Genomic DNA, 16,131 nt, shown 5'->3' with positions numbered 1-16,131 from the left:
CATTGTGCCGCACCGGTGCCCCTGTCCACCGTTCAGTGGACATAAGGGCGGCCGCCCGGTCGACCCCGAGGGGTGGGTTCCGGCCGACGCTCGTCGTATGACAGCACAGGGATACGAACTCGCCGTGGACGTGCGGGGCCTGCGCAAGCGCTACGGGGACGTGACCGCCGTCGACGGCATCGATCTCGGCATCCGGCGGGGCGAGGTGTTCGGCCTGCTCGGGCCCAACGGCGCGGGCAAGAGCACCACGGTGGAGATCCTCCAGGGCAACCGGGACCGGGACGCGGGCGAGGTGTCCGTGCTCGGGGCGGATCCGGCGACCGGCACGCGCGCGTGGCGTTCACGTGTCGGAATCGTCTGGCAGGACGAATCGGCGCCCGCCGAGTTGACGGTCCGGGAGACGGTGCGGCACTTCGCCCGCTACTACCCCCGGCCGCGGGACCCGGAGGAGGTCATCTCCCTGGTCGGTCTGGAGGCCAAGGCGGGAAGCCGGATCAAGGCTCTGTCGGGAGGTCAGCGCCGGCGCCTGGACGTGGCGCTCGGTGTCATCGGGGGCCCCGAGCTGCTGCTCCTGGACGAGCCGACGACCGGTTTCGACCCGGCGGCCCGGCGGCAGCTCTGGTCGTTGATCCGCGCCCTGGCCGGGGACGGCACGACCGTCCTGCTGACCACGCACTACCTGGAGGAGGCGGAGGCCCTCGTGCACCGGCTGGCGGTCGTCGCCCGGGGCCGGATCGTCGCCGAGGGAGAACCCTCAGCCCTGCGTGAGCGGTACGGCAGCGAAGCCACCGTCGCCTGGAGCGAACCGGACGGCACCCCGCGCGCGATGCGCACCGGGACGCCGGCCCGGACCGTGGCGGAGCTCAGCCGTCGCTTCGGCGGCGAGATCCCGGGGCTGACGGTGAGCCGCCCCACGCTGGAGGACGTCTACCTCCGGCTGACCGGACAGTCTCAGGAGGAGGCGCGGTGACCACGACGGTCGTACGCGAGCGCGGTGAGGCGGGCGTGGGGCGGCTGCCCGGCGCGTGGCGGCTCGGGCCGGCGCGGGGCGCCCTGGAGATCAGGCAGTTCTTCCGCCAGCGCGACCAGGTGGTGTTCACGTTCGCCTTCCCGGTCGTGCTGCTGTTCCTGTTCGCCTCGATCTTCCGGGACGACGTGGAGGGTGCGGGCATCACCGCCTCGCAGCTGTACGTCCCGGCGATGATGGCCGCCGGCATCATGTCCACGAGTTTCCAGGCGCTCGGCGTCTCGATCGCGATCGAGCGCGAGGACAAGGTGCTGCGCCGGCTGCGGGGCACACCGATGCCGCCGGCGGCCTACTTCCTGGGCAAGATCTGGCTGGTTGTCTTCACCGGCCTGCTGGAGACGGCGGTCCTGCTCCTCGTCGGCACCACCTGCTACGGCGTGGACCTGCCGACGGACGCGGGCCGCTGGTTCGACCTGGCGTGGGTCTTCGTGCTGGGCATCACGGCCTGCGCGCTGCTCGGCATCGCGGTCAGCTCGGTCCCGAACTCCGCGAACAGCGCGAGTTCGGTGGTCGTGCTGCCCTTCCTGGTGCTGCAGTTCATCTCCGGGGTCTACATCGCGATCGGCACCGTCCCGGACTGGATGCTGAACATCGGGGCGCTGTTCCCGCTGAAGTGGATGTGCCAGGGGCTGCGCGGGGTGTTCCTGCCGGAGTCGGCGCAGGTGCTGGAGCAGGCGGGGAGCTGGGAGCCGGGGCGCGTGGCTCTGGTGCTGGCGGCGTGGTGCGCCGGAGGATTGGCGCTGTGTCTGCTGACATTCCGCTGGAAGGACCGGCGCACCGGATGAGCGATGCCGCGAGCGCCTACCACTGGGAGCGCTCGTTCCGGCTGTGGGACACGTACTTCGCGCTGATCTGGATGGCCACGGTGGCCTACGTGCTCGCCACGGATCAGCCCGCCTGGCCGCTGCGCGCGGTCGCGGCGGCGCTGCTCGTGCCGCTCGTCCCGTTGTACGTGCTGGCCGGACGGCGTCTGATCCGGGGCGATCCGCCCGACCAGCGGCAGGCGATCGGCTATCTGGCGGCGGCGCTGGCGCTGTTCCTGCCGTCGGCGGTGCTCGCCGGTGAGACGCGGGTGCTGACCTTCGCGCTGATCCCGCAGTGCTTCATGACGCTGCGGCTGCGCTCGGCGCTGGTGGCGGTGGCCGTGATGAACCTCGTGCCCATGGCGGGCTGGGCGCTGCTGTGGTGGCCCGGGGCCCGGGAGGTGACGTTCGACGCGCTGTTCTCGGTGGTCGCCCTGGTGTTCTCGGTGGCGGTCGGCGTCTGGATCATCCGGATCATCGAACAGAGCCAGGAGCGGGCCGAGTTGATCGCGGAGCTGGACGCGAGCCGCCATGAGGTCGCCCGGCTGTCCGAGGCGCACGGGGCGCTCGCCGAGCGGGAGCGGCTGGCACGGGAGATCCACGACACGCTGGCGCAGGGGTTCACCAGTGTGGTGATGCTGATCCAGGCGGTCGAGGCGGAGCTGGAGCACGACGTGCCCGAGGCGCGGCGCCACCTGCGGCTGATGGACGAGACGGCCCGGCGCAATCTCGCCGAGGCCCGGGCCCTGGTCGCCGGGGGCGCGCCCGCCGACCTGGACGGCGCGTCCCTGCCGGACGCGCTGCGGCGGCTGGCCGGGCGTCATGACGCGGTACTGGAGGTGACCGGCCCGGTGCGGACGCTGCCGGCCGGGCCGGAGGTGGTCGCACTGCGCGCCTGCCAGGAGGCGCTGGCCAATGTCCGTAAGCACGCGGGGAGTCCGGTGGCGGTCGACGTGTCGCTGGCGTACGCCGACGACTCGCTGACGGTGTCGGTACGGGACGACGGCGGCGGTTTCGATCCCGCTGCCGTGCGCGGCGGATACGGGCTCGCGGGGCTGCGGGCCAGGGCCGCCGAAGTGGGCGGCACCGCCGAGGTGCGCAGCGCCCGGGGCGACGGCACCGTCGTGACCGTCCGGCTGCCCGTCGTACCAGGGGGGACCCCGTGATCCGGATCATCCTGGCCGACGACCACCCCGTCGTACGGGAGGGGCTGCGGGCCATGCTCAGCGCGGAGTCAGACCTGGAGGTCGTCGCCGACGCGTCCAGCGGGCCGCAGGCGGAGGCCCTGGCGGCTGAACTGCGGCCGGACATCGTGCTGATGGACCTGCGGATGCCGGGGGGCTCGGGCGTGGACTCCATCGTGCGGATGACCGGCGCCGGACTGCCCTGCCGAGTGGTGGTCCTGACGACGTACGAGACGGACCGGGACATCCTGCGGGCGGTGGAGGCCGGGGCCGCGGGCTACCTGCTGAAGGACCTGCCGCGAGCGGAACTCGCGGAGGCGGTGCGGGCCGCCGCGCGCGGCGAGACGGTCCTGGCGCCGTCGGTGGCGGCCCGGCTGGTCGACCGGCTGAGGACGAAGCCGCAACGGCCACGGCTCTCGGAGCGCGAGACGGCCGTGCTGCGGCTGGTGGCCGAGGGCTGCACGAACGCGGAGATCGGGCGGCGGCTGTTCATCGGGGAGTCGACGGTGAAGACGCATTTGCTGCGGGCCTTCGCCAAACTGGGAGTGGACGACCGGACCGCTGCGGTCACCAGCGCCCTGCGGCTGGGACTGCTGGAGCAGTGAGGAAGGCGCCGTACGACCGGCGCCTTCCTCGTGTACGGGGCTGTGCGAGGTGTTTCAGCCGAGCCGGGCTTCCAGCTCCGCCACGATCTCGTTCACGCCCACCGCCGTCTGCTCGCCCGACTCCATGTCCTTGAGCTGGACGACGCCCTCGGCGAGGTCGCGTTCGCCGGCGACGACCGTGTAGCGGGCGCCGCTGCGGTTGGCGTTCTTCATCGCGCCCTTGAGGCCCTTGCCGCCGTACGAGAAGTCGGCCGCGATGCCGTTCTTGCGCAGTTCGGTGACCTTGGCGAACAGGATCCGGCGGGCCTCCTCGCCGAGCGGGACGGCGAACACACTGGTGGTGGCGGGCAGTTCGAGCTCGACGCCCTCCGCCTCCAGGGCGAGGACCGTACGGTCGACGCCGAGCGCCCAGCCGACGGACGGCAGCGCGGGACCGCCGATCATCTCGGAGAGGCCGTCGTAGCGGCCGCCGCCGCCCACCGCGGACTGCGAGCCGAGGCCGTCGTGGACGAACTCGAAGGTGGTGCGGGTGTAGTAGTCCAGGCCGCGCACCAGCTTCGGGTCGTCCTCGAAGGCCACGCCCGCCGCCGTGATCAGCTCACGGACCTCCTCGTGGTACGCCTTGCAGGCGTCGCACAGGTAGTCGCGCAGCAGCGGGGCGTCGGCCAGCTGCTTCTGGACCTCCGGGCGCTTGTCGTCGAGGACGCGCAGCGGGTTGATGTCCGCGCGGCGCAGGGTCTCCTCGTCCAGGTCGAGGCCGCGCAGGAACTCCTGGAGCGCCGACCGGTACACCGGGCGGCACTCCTTGTCGCCGAGGCTGTTGAGCAGGATCCGGAAGTCGCTCAGGCCCAGTGAGCGGTAGGCCTGGTCGGCCAGGATGATCAGCTCGGCGTCCAGCGCCGGGTCCTCCGCGCCGATCGCCTCGGCACCGACCTGGGAGAAGTGGCGGTAGCGGCCCTTCTGAGGGCGCTCGTAGCGGTAGTACGAGCCGGAGTACCAGAGCTTGACCGGGAGGTTGCCGGCCTTGTGCAGGTTGGCCTCCAGCGCCGCGCGCAGGACGGAGGCCGTGCCCTCGGGGCGCAGGGCGAGCTGGTCGCCGCCCTTGGTCTCGAAGGCGTACATCTCCTTGGTCACGATGTCGGTGGACTCGCCGACCCCGCGCGCGAACAGCTCGACGTTCTCGAAGCCGGGCGTCTCGATGTAGCCGTAGCCGGAGTTGCGCAGCGGCGCGGCGATCGCCTCACGGACGGCGAGGTACTTGGCGCTGTCCGGCGGGATCAGGTCGTAGGTGCCCTTGGGGGCCTTGAAGGTGCTCACGGAAGGTCTCGTCACATTCCTCGTCGGGGAGCCGGGGATGCTCCCTGGCCGGCGGCCACCTGCCGCAGATACGGGTTGGTGGCGCGCTCCTGGCCGATGGTCGTCTGGGGGCCGTGGCCGGACAGCACCACGGTCGAGTCGTCGAGCGGCAGGCACACACGGGCCAGCGACTCGAGGATCTCGGCCATGTCACCGCCGGGCAGGTCGGTGCGTCCGATGGAGCCGGCGAACAGCAGGTCGCCCGAGAACAGGATCGGCGGGATGTCCGCCGCCTCGGGCATGCCGAAGGTCACCGACCCCTTGGTATGGCCGGGCGCGTGCGCGACGGACAGCTCCAGGCCCGCCAGCTCCAGCTTCGCCCCGTCGGCCAGCTCCTTGACGTCATCGGGCTCCCCCACGGTCAGTTCGCCCAGCAGCGGCATCCCGATGGAACGGCCGATCGCCTTCTCGGGGTCGCTCATCATGTACCGGTCGTCGGGGTGGATCCAGGCCGGCACGTCGTGCGCGCCGCACACCGGGACGACCGAGGCGACATGGTCGATGTGGCCGTGGGTGAGGACGACCGCCACGGGCTTGAGGCGATGCTTCCTGATCGCTTCCTCGACGCCGTCGGCGGCCTGATGGCCGGGGTCGATGATCACGCACTCCTCACCGGCGGCGGGGGCGACGAGGTAGCAGTTCGTCCCCCAGGCCCCGGCGGGGAACCCGGCAATGAGCACGATCGTCCTTCGTTGTGTCGATACGGGCGGCTACGGCTGCTCACAGAGCCTACCGGCGCTGCCGATTCCTCAGCGAACCCATATACGGTACGGGGCACACGCAGGCGCTCGGCACACAGGACGCACGCGTACCGGTCGACGTTCGAGACCCATGAGGAGAGAACCCGGTGGTCAGCCAGGAACAGCGGCGGCGTCAGCTCGCCCGGGAGAAGTTCTTGCGGCAGCAGCAGCGACGCACGGACGCGCGACGCAAGGCCCGTATCCGCAACTCCGTGATCGCCTCGGCTCTCGGCGTGATCGTGGTGCTCTCGGTGACGGTCTTCCTGACCAAGCCGTTCGAGGACGACGGCACGAAGGAGAACGCGAACGCGGAGGTCACGCCGAGCGCCACGCCCAGCAAGGCCCCGGACCCGTGCGAGAAGCCGGCCCCGGGCAAGGTCAAGTCGGAGACCTGGAAGAAGGAACCGGCGATGACCATCGACACGTCGGCGAAGTACACGATGAAGCTGGACACGACGTGCGGTGAGATAGACGTCGCGCTGAAGGCGTCGGCGGCGCCGCACACCGTCAACTCGTTCAACTTCCTGCTCGGCAAGGGCTACTTGGACCACAGCAAGTGCCACCGGCTCACCGACCAGGGCATCTACGTCCTGCAGTGCGGCGACCCCAAGGGCACCGGCATGGGCGGACCGGGCTACACCATCCCGGACGAGAATCTCAAGGACAAGAGCCTCAAGGGCGGGGTGTACCCGGCGGGCACGGTCGCGATGGCGAACCAGTACAACGCGCAGACGAAGCAGGGCCGCGACAGCGGCGGCAGCCAGTTCTTCCTCGTCTACCAGGACAGTCAGCTGCCGCCCGACTACACACCGTTCGGCACGGTGTCCGAGGCGGGCATGAAGGTCCTGAAGAAGATCGCCAAGGCGGGAGCGCAGGCACCCGACCCCCAGACGGGCAATACGGCGCCCAACGCGACGGTCGTGATCAACAAGGCCACGATCACGGAATCCTGAGCCCCAACTGCGAAATTTCGGTCGCGCGGGATGCGGACACGCCCCCCGCCGGTCGCCTATGTTGGCCGTGACGAAACTGTGGACGATGCCCGGGGGAGCTTCAGGCCCCTCGCAGGCATCATGTGGAGGAGGCGCTGTGAGCAGCGACCCGTGGGGCCGCGTCGACGAGACGGGGACCGTGTACGTGCGTACGGCCGACGGCGAGCAGGTCGTCGGTTCCTGGCAGGCAGGCTCCCCCGATGAGGCGCTGGCCTATTTCGAGCGCAAGTACGAGGGCCTGGTTGTCGAGATCGGCCTCCTCGAGAAGCGAGTGAAGACCACCGACCTGTCGGCGAAGGACGCCCAGGCCGCCATCGACCACATTCGCGAACAGGTCGACGCGCATCACGCGGTGGGCGACCTGGACGCCCTGCGGGTCCGGCTGGACAAGCTCGTGGAGCTGGTGGAGGCGCGCCGCGAGGAGCGCAAGGCGCAGCGCGCGAAGCAGTCCGACGAGGCCCGGCATGCCAAGGAGGCGCTGGTCGCCGAGGCGGAGGAGCTGTCGCAGTCGGACCAGTGGCGGGCGGCCGGTGAGCGGCTGCGGGCGCTGGTGGACACCTGGAAGGGTCTGCCGCGTCTGGACCGCAAGTCCGACGACGAGCTGTGGCACCGGTTCTCGCACGCCCGGTCGGCGTTCTCCAAGCGGCGCAAGCAGCACTTCGCGCAGCTGGACGCGCAGCGCGAGGAGGCCCGCAAGACCAAGGAACGGCTGGTCGCCGAGGCCGAGGCGCTGTCGAACTCGACGGACTGGGGCGTGACGGCCGCGCGCTACCGCGAGCTGATGTCCGAGTGGAAGGCCGCGGGCCGCGCCCAGCGCGAGCACGAGGACGACCTGTGGAACCGCTTCCGCGGCGCCCAGGACGTCTTCTTCGCGGCCCGCAGCTCGGTCTTCGCCGAGCGGGACGCCGAGCAGTCGGAGAACCTCAAGCTCAAGGAGGAGCTGGCCGAGGAGGCCGAGAAGCTCCTGCCGATCACGGACCTGAAGGCGGCCCGGGCCGCCCTGAGGAACCTGAACGAGCGCTGGGAGGCCATCGGTCATGTGCCGCGCGACGCCCGGCCCAAGGTCGAGGGCCGGATGCACGCGGTCGAGAGGGCGATCCAGGAGGCCGAGGAGACCGAGTGGCGCCGGACGAACCCGGAGGCGCGTGCGCGTGCCGAGGGTCTGACCGGCCAGCTCCAGGCCGCGGTGGACAAGCTGCGGGGCCAGATCGAGCAGGCCCGCGCGCAGGGCAACAACGCCAAGGCCGACAAGCTCCAGCGTGAGCTCGACGGCCGTCAGGCGCTGCTGGACCAGGCGCTGAAGGGTCTGCAGGAGTTCGGCGGCTGATCAGCCGACGCGAAGGGGGGCTTCCGTACACCTCGTACGGAAGCCCCCCTTTCGTGCGGTCGCTGGGCGGGCGGCTACTTGCTGCGCGCCGACGTCACCCGGTACACGTCGTAGACGCCCTCCACGCCCCGGACCGCCTTCAGCACATGGCCGAGGTGCTTCGGGTCGCCCATCTCGAAGGTGAAGCGGGAGGTGGCGACCCGGTCGCGGGAGGTCTGCACGGCCGCGGACAGGATGTTGACGTGCTGGTCGGACAGCACGCGGGTGACGTCCGAGAGCAGACGGGAGCGGTCCAGGGCCTCGACCTGGATGGCGACCAGGAAGACCGAGGACTGGGTGGGCGCCCACTCGACGTCGAGGATGCGCTCGGGCTCGCGGGACAGCGAGTCGACGTTCACACAGTCGCTGCGGTGAACCGATACGCCGCTGCCACGGGTGACGAAGCCGATGATGGGGTCGCCCGGGACAGGCGTACAGCAGCGGGCCAGCTTGACCCACACGTCGTCGACACCCTTGACGACGACGCCCGGGTCGGCGCTGGAGCGGCGCTTGCGGCTGCGGCCGCGGGCCGGCGGGACCGACTCGTCGATCTCCTCGGTGGCGGCCTCCTCGCCGCCGAGGGCCTGGACCAGCTTCTGCACGATGTTCTGCGCGGAGACATGGCCTTCGCCGATCGCCGCGTACAGGGCGGAGATGTCGGCGTAGCGCATCTCGTGCGCGAGGGTCACCAGGGAGTCGCCGGTCAGGATGCGCTGGATCGGCAGGTTCTGCTTGCGCATGGCGCGGACGATGGCGTCCTTGCCCTGCTCGATCGCCTCGTCGCGGCGCTCCTTGGAGAACCAGGCCCGGATCTTGTTGCGGGCGCGCGGTGACTTGACGAAGCCGAGCCAGTCGCGGGAGGGGCCGGCACCGGCCGCCTTGGAGGTGAAGACCTCCACCAGGTCGCCGTTGTCGAGGGTGGACTCCAGCGGGACCAGCCGGCCGTTGACGCGGGCGCCTATGGTGCGGTGGCCGACCTCGGTGTGCACCGCGTAGGCGAAGTCCACCGGGGTGGCACCGGCGGGGAGCGCTATGACGTCGCCCTTGGGGGTGAAGACGAAGACCTCGTTGCGGGACAGGTCGAAGCGCAGGGACTCCAGGAACTCCCCGGGGTCCTCGGTCTCCTTCTGCCAGTCCAGCAGCTGGCGCAGCCACGCCATGTCGTTGAGGTGGTCGTCCTTGCCCTTGCCGGAGGACTTGGGGGCGTCGGAGCGCACCTTGGACGCGCCGGCGACGGCCTCCTGCTTGTACTTCCAGTGCGCGGCGATGCCGTACTCGGCGCGGCGGTGCATGTCGAAGGTGCGGATCTGCAATTCGACGGGCTTGCCGCCGGGGCCGATGACCGTCGTGTGCAGCGACTGGTACATGTTGAACTTGGGCATCGCGATGTAGTCCTTGAACCGGCCGGGGACCGGGTTCCATCGCGCGTGCACCGTGCCGAGGGCCGCGTAGCAGTCGCGGACGGTGTCCACGAGGACGCGGATGCCCACCAGGTCGTAGATCTCCGCGAAGTCACGGCCGCGGACGATCATCTTCTGGTAGACGCTGTAGTAGTGCTTCGGGCGGCCGGTGACGGTCGCCTTGATGCGGGCGGCGCGCAGGTCCTGCTGCACCTCGTCGGTGACGATGGCCAGGTACTCGTCGCGCTTGGGCGCCCGCTCGGCCACCAGCCGGACGATCTCGTCGTACATCTTGGGATAGAGGATCGCGAAGGCGAGGTCCTCCAGCTCCCACTTGATGGTGTTCATGCCCAGGCGATGGGCGAGCGGCGCGTAGATCTCCAGGGTCTCGCGCGCCTTCTTCTCCTGCTTCTCGCGCTTGAGGTAGCGCATGGTGCGCATGTTGTGCAGGCGGTCGGCGAGCTTGATGACCAGGACGCGCGGGTCCTTGGCCATGGCGACGACCATCTTGCGCACGGTCTCCGCCTGCGCGGCCTCGCCGAACTTGACCTTGTCCAGCTTGGTGACGCCGTCGACGAGCAGGGTGACGACGTCGCCGAAGTCGCGGCGCAGGTCGTCGAGGCCGTACTCGGTGTCCTCGACCGTGTCGTGCAGCAGGCCGGCCATCAGCGTGGCCGGATCCATGCCCAGCTCGGCGAGGATGGTGGTGACGGCGAGCGGGTGCGTGATGTACGGGTCGCCGCTCTTGCGCTTCTGGCCGCGGTGCCAGCGCTCGGCGACCTGGTAGGCGCGCTCGATCTGGCGGAGCGTGGCCGTCTCGATCTTCGGGTCGTTGCCGCGCACTATCCGCAGCAGCGGCTCCAGCACCGGGTTGTACGGGTTCGCGCGCTGCACGCCGAGCCGGGCCAGACGGGCGCGGACGCGGTTGGAGGAGCCGGAGCGGGCCGGCTGTCCGGCGCTCTGCCGCACCGCGGGCGGCGGGGTGGGCTTGGGCCGCGACTGCTCTTCCGACTTGTCGGCCGGCGCCGCCTGGGCGTGCTCGACCGGCCCGCGGGTGTCGTTCTTCGCGTGAGGCGCGTTCGGCGCGGGCTTCGCCGCGGCTGCCGAGGCGGACTCGGGCTTGGCGGCGGTCAGGTGCTGGGCCTCGTCTGGCAAGAGGGCTCCTCGTGCGCGATCCGGGTCCCCCGGTCAGGCTCCGGACCCCCATGGTAGCGATCCTGAGCTCCAGGATCGCCTTCAGGCCAATGTGAGGACCGTCTACCCGGAAACGCGGACAACGCACGAGGCGGGCTCCGGATTCCTCCGGGGCCCGCCTCCGCTGTGTCGTGCCGTTCCCCGCCGGGACGGCTGCGCGGCCGCTAGACCGTGAGCAGCGCCTCCAGCGGAGCACCGTTCAGCGCCGGCTCCAGGCGGGCGCGGCCGCTCAGGAAGCCGAGTTCCATGAGGACGGCGAGACCCGCCACGTCGGCGCCGGCCCGGCGGATGAGCTGGACCGAGGCCTCGGCGGTACCGCCGGTGGCGAGGACGTCGTCGACGATCAGGACGCGGTCGCCGGCGGCGAGGTCCTCGGCGTGCACCTCGATCTCCGCCGAGCCGTACTCCAGGTCGTAGGCCTGGGCGAGGGTCGCTCCGGGGAGCTTGCCCGCCTTGCGTACGGGGATGAAGCCGAGGCCGGCGCGGACGGCGACCGGGGCGCCGAGGATGAAGCCCCGGGCCTCCAGGCCGACGACCTTGGTGGCGCCGGTGCGCTCGGCGATCTCGGCGAGCGCGTCGGTCAGCGCGGTGAACGCCGCCGGGTCCGCCAGGAGCGGGGTGATGTCCTTGAACATCACCCCCGGCTCCGGGTAGTCGGCCACGTCACGGATGCGGCTGAGCAGCAGTTCCCTGATGTCGGTCATCGGCGCTTCCCCGAGGGGCGGCCGCGGCCGCGGTTGCGGGAGGCGGGCTGGTTGCGCGGCCCGACGACCGCGGGTGCGGCGTCCTCGGGCTCGTCGGCGTACGACTCGTGGCCGTCCTGCGCCTCGGTGGGCTCGCCCTTGGCGGCGGACTGGCCCCGCTTGGCCAGGACGCGCTTCTTCAGGGCCTTCATCGCCGGCTCGCGCTCCTTGAGGTCGGCGACGAGCGGGGTGGCGATGAAGATCGAGGAGTACGCACCGGCCGCGAGGCCGACGAACAGCGACAGCGAGATGTCGTTCAGCATGCCGGCGCCGAGGACACCGCCACCGATGAACAGCAGGCCCGCGACCGGCAGCAGGGCGACCACCGTGGTGTTGATGGAGCGGACCAGGGTGCTGTTGATCGAGCGGTTGGCGACGTCGCTGTAGGTCCAGCGGGTCTGCTTGGTGAGGTCCCGCGTCTGTTCCTTGAGGCTGTCGAAGACCACGACCGTGTCGTAGAGCGAGTAGCCGAGGATGGTCAGCAGACCGATCACCGTGCCCGGGGTGACCTCGAAGCCGACCAGGGCGTAGATGCCGACCGTGATCGTGATGTCGTGGATCAGGGCGACGAACGCGGCGACCGCCATGCGCCACTCGAACGCGATCGCCAGGTAGATGACCACCAGGATCAGGAAGATCCCCAGGCCCTGCCAGGCCTTGTTGGCGATCTGCTCACCCCAGCTGGGGCCGACCAGCTCGGCGTTGATCTGCTCCGCGTCGACCTTGAGGTCGTCCGAGAGCTGGCTCTTGATCTGGTTGGCCTTGTCGGTCTCGATGCCCGCGACCTGGATGCGCAGGCTGCCGTCACCGAGCTTCTGGACGATCGCGTCGTGGCCGGAGGCCGTTTCCGCGTACTCCTCGGCCTGGGACACCGAGACGCTGATGTTCTTCGGGGTGGTGAAGACGGCACCGCCCTGGAACTCGATGCCCATGTTCAGGCCGCGCACCGCCAGGCCGACGATGGCCGTGATGGTGATCAGGATAGACAGGCCGTACCAGATCTTGCGGTTCTTGACGAAGTCGTAGCCGATCTCGCCGCGGTGCAGCCGGGCGCCGAGGTTGCCGAGTTTCGACATCTCACGCCTCCTTCGTCTCGACGGGGGCGGAGGGACGGCGGGTGCGGCGCAGCGGCGGCTGGGCACCCAGGCTCTTCGGGTCGAGGCCGGACCACTTGTGGCCGCTCGCGAAGAAGGTGCGACGGGCCAGCAGGGTCAGCAGCGGCTTGGTGAAGAGGAAGACCACGACGACGTCGAGCAGCGTGGTCAGGCCGAGCGTGAAGGCGAAGCCGCGCACCTTGCCGACGGTGACGATGAAGAGCACCGCGGCGGCGAGGAACGACACGAAGTCGGAGACCAGGATGGTGCGCCGAGCGCGGGGCCAGGCCCGCTCGACGGCGGGGCGCAGCGTACGGCCCTCGCGGATCTCGTCCCGGACGCGTTCGAAGTAGACGATGAACGAGTCCGCCGTGATGCCGATGGCGACGATGGCACCGCAGACGGCCGGCAGGTTCAGCGCGAAGCCGATGGCCGGGCCGAGCAGGGCCATGAGCGTGTAGGTGAGGGCGGCGGAGACCAGCAGCGAGAGGATCGCGACGAACGACAGACCGCGGTAGTAGGCCAGCAGGTAGATGACGACCAGCGCGAGACCGATCGCGCCGGCGATCAGACCGGCCTCCAGCTGGTCACCGCCGAGCGCGGCGGTCACGGTCGTCATGCTGTCGACCTTGAAGGTCAGCGGCAGGGCGCCGTAGCTCAGCATGTTGGACAGTTCCTGCGCGGACTGCTGGTTGAAGTTGCCGGAGATCTCGGCGTTGCCGCCCGTCAGCGCCTGATTGACGGACGGGTCGGAGACCACGTCGCCGTCCAGGACGATCGCGAACTGGTTCTGCGGCGGCTGGTTCTGGGCCAGCTTGCCGGTGATGTCGCCGAACTTCTTGGCGCCCCCGTCGGTGAAGTCCATCTGGACCGTCCAGCCCGCGCCCCGCTGGGTGTCCAGGGTGGCCTGGGCCTTGTCGACGTCGGTGCCGTCGACCTCGGCGGGGCCGAGGATGTACTTCTGCCACTGTCCGCCCGAGTTCTTGCCACAGGCGAGGGTGGGCTGGGAGGCCTTGACGCCGTCGCCCACGCTGGAGCGGGTCTTGGCGTTCGTGCAGTCGAGCTCGGCGTACTTCGCCTGAAGCGCTTTCGTGTCCGCATCGGCGGTGCCGCCGCTCGCCGACGGGGAGGGGCTGGCCTTGCCCTTGTCGGAGGCGCTCGGGGACGGCGTGGCGTCGGCCTTCAGCGCGTCGGTGACCGCGCGGCCCTGGGTGGTGGGCGTGGCGGACGGCGAGGCGGAGTTCTTGTCGGTGGCCTCGGGCTTGTCGGACGCCTTGCCGGACGGCTGCCCCGAGGGGTTGCCGGTGGGGCTCGGGGACGGGCTGGGCGCGCCCTTGCCGCCGGAGACCTCGGTGGCGACGACGGGGCGGAAGTAGAGCTTGGCGGTGGTGCCGACCTGCTTGCGGGCCTGCTCGGAGTTGGTCCCCTTGGGGATGTTCACGACGATGTTGTCGCGGCCCTGCGTCTGGACCTCGGCCTCGGAGACGCCCAGACCATTGACACGGCGCTCCATGATGGAGACGGCCGTGTCCATGTTGGTCTTGTTGATCGCCGACTCGTTGCCGGCCTCGGGGACCGCGCGGAGCGTGATGCTCGTACCGCCGGCAAGGTCGATGCCGAGACGCGGCTTCGTGTGCCCCGAGGCGAACATCCCACCGGTGAGCGCCGCGATGGCGATCAGGATCAGGGCCAGCGAGCGCCACGGCTTGCTCTGGGCGCTCGCGCTCCTGCCCTTCTTAGGTGTGGCCACCTTCTCGTACTCCCTCTCGGGCCACCTCGCTCCGGATCGGCGGACGGGCGGCCATGACATGGTGTCGGGATTCCGTGCGAGCTGGGCGTGTCCCGGGGTGCGCGGGACGGGCCCGCGCACCCCAGGTCACGACTACTTCGCCTCGGAGTCGCCGTCGGTCTTCTTCGGCTCTGCGTCCGTCTTCACCTCGGGCACGTCCTCGGCCGCGTCCTTCTTGCCGAGGTCGACAGCCTTGTCGTCAACAGGGGCGTCGGCGGTGGAGTCGCCCGTCTCGGTGAGGGAGGAGGCGTCGTCCGGGACGATGTCGGCGTCGGACTTCAGGTCGTGCTCGACGCCGTGGACGATGCGGTTGTACTCGTCGTCGGTGAGGACGGCACCGATGGCGTTCTTGGCGAAGAGGAGTTCGACGCCGGGACCGGCGTCGACGAGGACGGTGTCCTCGTTGACCTCCTTGACCGTGGCGTACATGCCCCCGATCGTGCGAATACCGCTGCCGGGCTGCATTTGGTTCCGCATCTCCACGGCCTGCTGCTGCTTCTTCTTGGCCGATCGGGTCATCAGGAACATGGCCCCGATGAGCACGATGAACGGGAGGAGGGTCAGGAGACTCACGGGTCGGTACTTCCTTCACACGACCGCGCTGTGAGCGGCCAGATGGTTGGGGGTGTGTACGCCGCCGGCAAAGGCGGCATCGGCGGAGTCTAAGCGAGTCCGCGCGCAGGGAACAACGCTCAGCATGGCACCGGGGTTCCTGCTCCGGCCATTGACCTCGCCGCCTCGGAGCCGTAACGGCGCCGTCACGCCCCGAACAGGTCCTGTTGTCCGTTTCCGGTGGTCTGGGAGCGGGGTGGGGTGAGGCCGAGATGCGCCCATGCGGCGGGGGTGGCGACCCGGCCGCGCGGGGTGCGGGCCAGCAGGCCCTCCCGTACGAGGAAGGGCTCGGCGACCTCCTCCACGGTCTCACGTTCCTCGCCCACCGCGACGGCGAGCGTGGACAGACCGACCGGACCGCCGCCGAACAGCTTGAGCAGGGCCTCCAGCACGCCCCGGTCGAGGCGGTCGAGCCCGCGCGCGTCCACCTCGTACACCGCGAGGGCAGCCGCCGCGATGTCCTTGGTGATCAGGCCGTCGGCCTTGACCTGCGCGTAGTCCCGCACGCGGCGCAGCAGGCGGTTGGCGATGCGGGGCGTGCCGCGGGAGCGGCCGGCGATCTCGGCGGCGCCTTCCGGCTCGATCTCGACCTCCAGGAGGTCCGCCGAGCGGTGGACGACCCGCTCCAGTTCGGCCGGTTCGTAGAACTCCATGTGGGCGGTGAAGCCGAAGCGGTCGCGCAGCGGGGGCGGCAGCAGACCGGCTCGGGTGGTGGCGCCGACCAGGGTGAAGGGCGGCAGCTCCAGGGGGATGGCGGTGGCGCCGGGGCCCTTGCCCACGATGACGTCGACGCGGAAGTCCTCCATCGCCATGTACAGCATCTCCTCGGCGGGCCGGGACATGCGGTGGATCTCGTCGAGGAAGAGGACCTCGCCCTCCTGGAGGGAGGAGAGGATCGCGGCGAGGTCGCCGGCGTGCTGGATGGCGGGGCCCGAGGTGATGCGGATGGGGGCGCCCATCTCGGCCGCGATGATCATCGACAGGGTGGTCTTGCCGAGGCCGGGGGCGCCGGAGAGCAGCACGTGGTCGGCGGTCGCGCCCCGCGCGCGGGCGGCGCGCAGGACGAGGTCGAGCTGTTCGCGGACCTTCTCCTGGCCGATGAACTCGTCCAGGTCCTTGGGGCGCAGGGCGGCTTCGACCGCTTGGTCCTCACCGTCGGCGGCGGGGCCCACCAGCCGCTCCGCGGCGTCGGCGTCGGTCGTGTCGTCCCAGTTCATGGAGTGTGC

At 70.5% G+C, this 16,131-nt stretch carries 14 protein-coding genes; 6 read left to right on the top strand and 8 right to left on the bottom strand.

All coding sequences use genetic code 11. The features are described from left to right. The first annotated feature begins 97 nt into the window (after positions 1–97). From AB0I06_RS25155 to AB0I06_RS25140, 4 genes are read left to right on the top strand one after another with little or no spacing between them, the layout of a single operon-like run. Positions 98–970, top strand: coding sequence for an ABC transporter ATP-binding protein (locus AB0I06_RS25155; protein WP_363121102.1), 873 nt, complete (start codon positions 98–100; stop codon positions 968–970). Further along, the gene (locus AB0I06_RS25150; protein ID WP_363121101.1) at positions 967–1,812 is read left to right on the top strand and encodes an ABC transporter permease; all 846 of its coding nucleotides are present in this window, start codon (positions 967–969) and stop codon (positions 1,810–1,812) included. The genes AB0I06_RS25155 and AB0I06_RS25150 overlap by 4 nt, the downstream gene beginning before the upstream one ends. After that, entirely contained in the window at positions 1,809–2,996 is a 1,188-nt protein-coding gene (locus AB0I06_RS25145) for a sensor histidine kinase (RefSeq protein ID WP_363121100.1), read from the top strand. The genes AB0I06_RS25150 and AB0I06_RS25145 overlap by 4 nt, the downstream gene beginning before the upstream one ends. Then, complete coding sequence (locus AB0I06_RS25140; RefSeq protein ID WP_363121099.1) at positions 2,993–3,619, top strand: response regulator transcription factor; 627 nt, start codon at positions 2,993–2,995, stop codon at positions 3,617–3,619. The genes AB0I06_RS25145 and AB0I06_RS25140 overlap by 4 nt, the downstream gene beginning before the upstream one ends. A gap of 54 nt (positions 3,620–3,673) precedes the next feature. Here the strand turns inward: AB0I06_RS25140 and hisS are convergent, their stop codons facing one another. Together hisS and AB0I06_RS25130 are read right to left on the bottom strand one after the other, a co-directional pair. Further along, on the bottom strand, positions 3,674–4,936 hold the full coding sequence (hisS, locus tag AB0I06_RS25135; protein ID WP_363121098.1) for a histidine--tRNA ligase: 1,263 nt from the start codon (positions 4,934–4,936) through the stop codon (positions 3,674–3,676). Between the two features lie 11 nt (positions 4,937–4,947). Then, positions 4,948–5,655: an MBL fold metallo-hydrolase gene (locus tag AB0I06_RS25130; protein WP_363121097.1), complete on the bottom strand. Its 708-nt coding sequence runs from the start codon at positions 5,653–5,655 to the stop codon at positions 4,948–4,950. A 167-nt stretch (positions 5,656–5,822) separates the two neighbouring features. Here AB0I06_RS25130 and AB0I06_RS25125 point away from each other — a divergent pair, with 167 nt between their 5' ends. Together AB0I06_RS25125 and AB0I06_RS25120 are read left to right on the top strand one after the other, a co-directional pair. Then, positions 5,823–6,668, top strand: coding sequence for a peptidylprolyl isomerase (locus tag AB0I06_RS25125; protein ID WP_363121096.1), 846 nt, complete (start codon positions 5,823–5,825; stop codon positions 6,666–6,668). A 136-nt stretch (positions 6,669–6,804) separates the two neighbouring features. Further along, a complete protein-coding gene (locus tag AB0I06_RS25120; protein WP_363121095.1) occupies positions 6,805–8,034 on the top strand; it encodes a DUF349 domain-containing protein in 1,230 nt (409 codons plus the stop codon). Between the two features lie 74 nt (positions 8,035–8,108). Here AB0I06_RS25120 and relA read toward each other — a convergent pair whose 3' ends face one another. The 6 genes from relA to ruvB form a co-directional block, all read right to left on the bottom strand. Further along, positions 8,109–10,628, bottom strand: a complete 2,520-nt coding sequence (gene relA / locus AB0I06_RS25115) for a GTP pyrophosphokinase (RefSeq protein ID WP_363121094.1) — start codon at positions 10,626–10,628, stop codon at positions 8,109–8,111. A 203-nt stretch (positions 10,629–10,831) separates the two neighbouring features. Continuing rightward, positions 10,832–11,371, bottom strand: a complete 540-nt coding sequence (locus AB0I06_RS25110) for an adenine phosphoribosyltransferase (RefSeq protein WP_363121093.1) — start codon at positions 11,369–11,371, stop codon at positions 10,832–10,834. Further along, a complete protein-coding gene (gene secF / locus AB0I06_RS25105) occupies positions 11,368–12,486 on the bottom strand; it encodes a protein translocase subunit SecF (protein WP_363121092.1) in 1,119 nt (372 codons plus the stop codon). Before secF ends, AB0I06_RS25110 begins: the two co-directional genes overlap by 4 nt. 1 nt (position 12,487) lies before the next feature. After that, positions 12,488–14,254: a protein translocase subunit SecD gene (secD, locus tag AB0I06_RS25100; RefSeq protein ID WP_363121091.1), complete on the bottom strand. Its 1,767-nt coding sequence runs from the start codon at positions 14,252–14,254 to the stop codon at positions 12,488–12,490. A 132-nt stretch (positions 14,255–14,386) separates the two neighbouring features. Further along, positions 14,387–14,866 (bottom strand): preprotein translocase subunit YajC, encoded by a 480-nt coding sequence (gene yajC / locus AB0I06_RS25095; RefSeq protein ID WP_363121090.1) that lies wholly within the window; start codon positions 14,864–14,866, stop codon positions 14,387–14,389. A gap of 185 nt (positions 14,867–15,051) precedes the next feature. After that, positions 15,052–16,122, bottom strand: a complete 1,071-nt coding sequence (gene ruvB / locus AB0I06_RS25090) for a Holliday junction branch migration DNA helicase RuvB (protein ID WP_363121089.1) — start codon at positions 16,120–16,122, stop codon at positions 15,052–15,054. Positions 16,123–16,131 lie beyond the last annotated feature (9 nt).

Origin of the sequence: Streptomyces sp. NPDC050674 (assembly GCF_040654575.1) — a bacterium.
Classification (GTDB): domain Bacteria; phylum Actinomycetota; class Actinomycetes; order Streptomycetales; family Streptomycetaceae; genus Streptomyces.
This window is presented reverse-complemented; position numbering and strand designations above follow the sequence as displayed.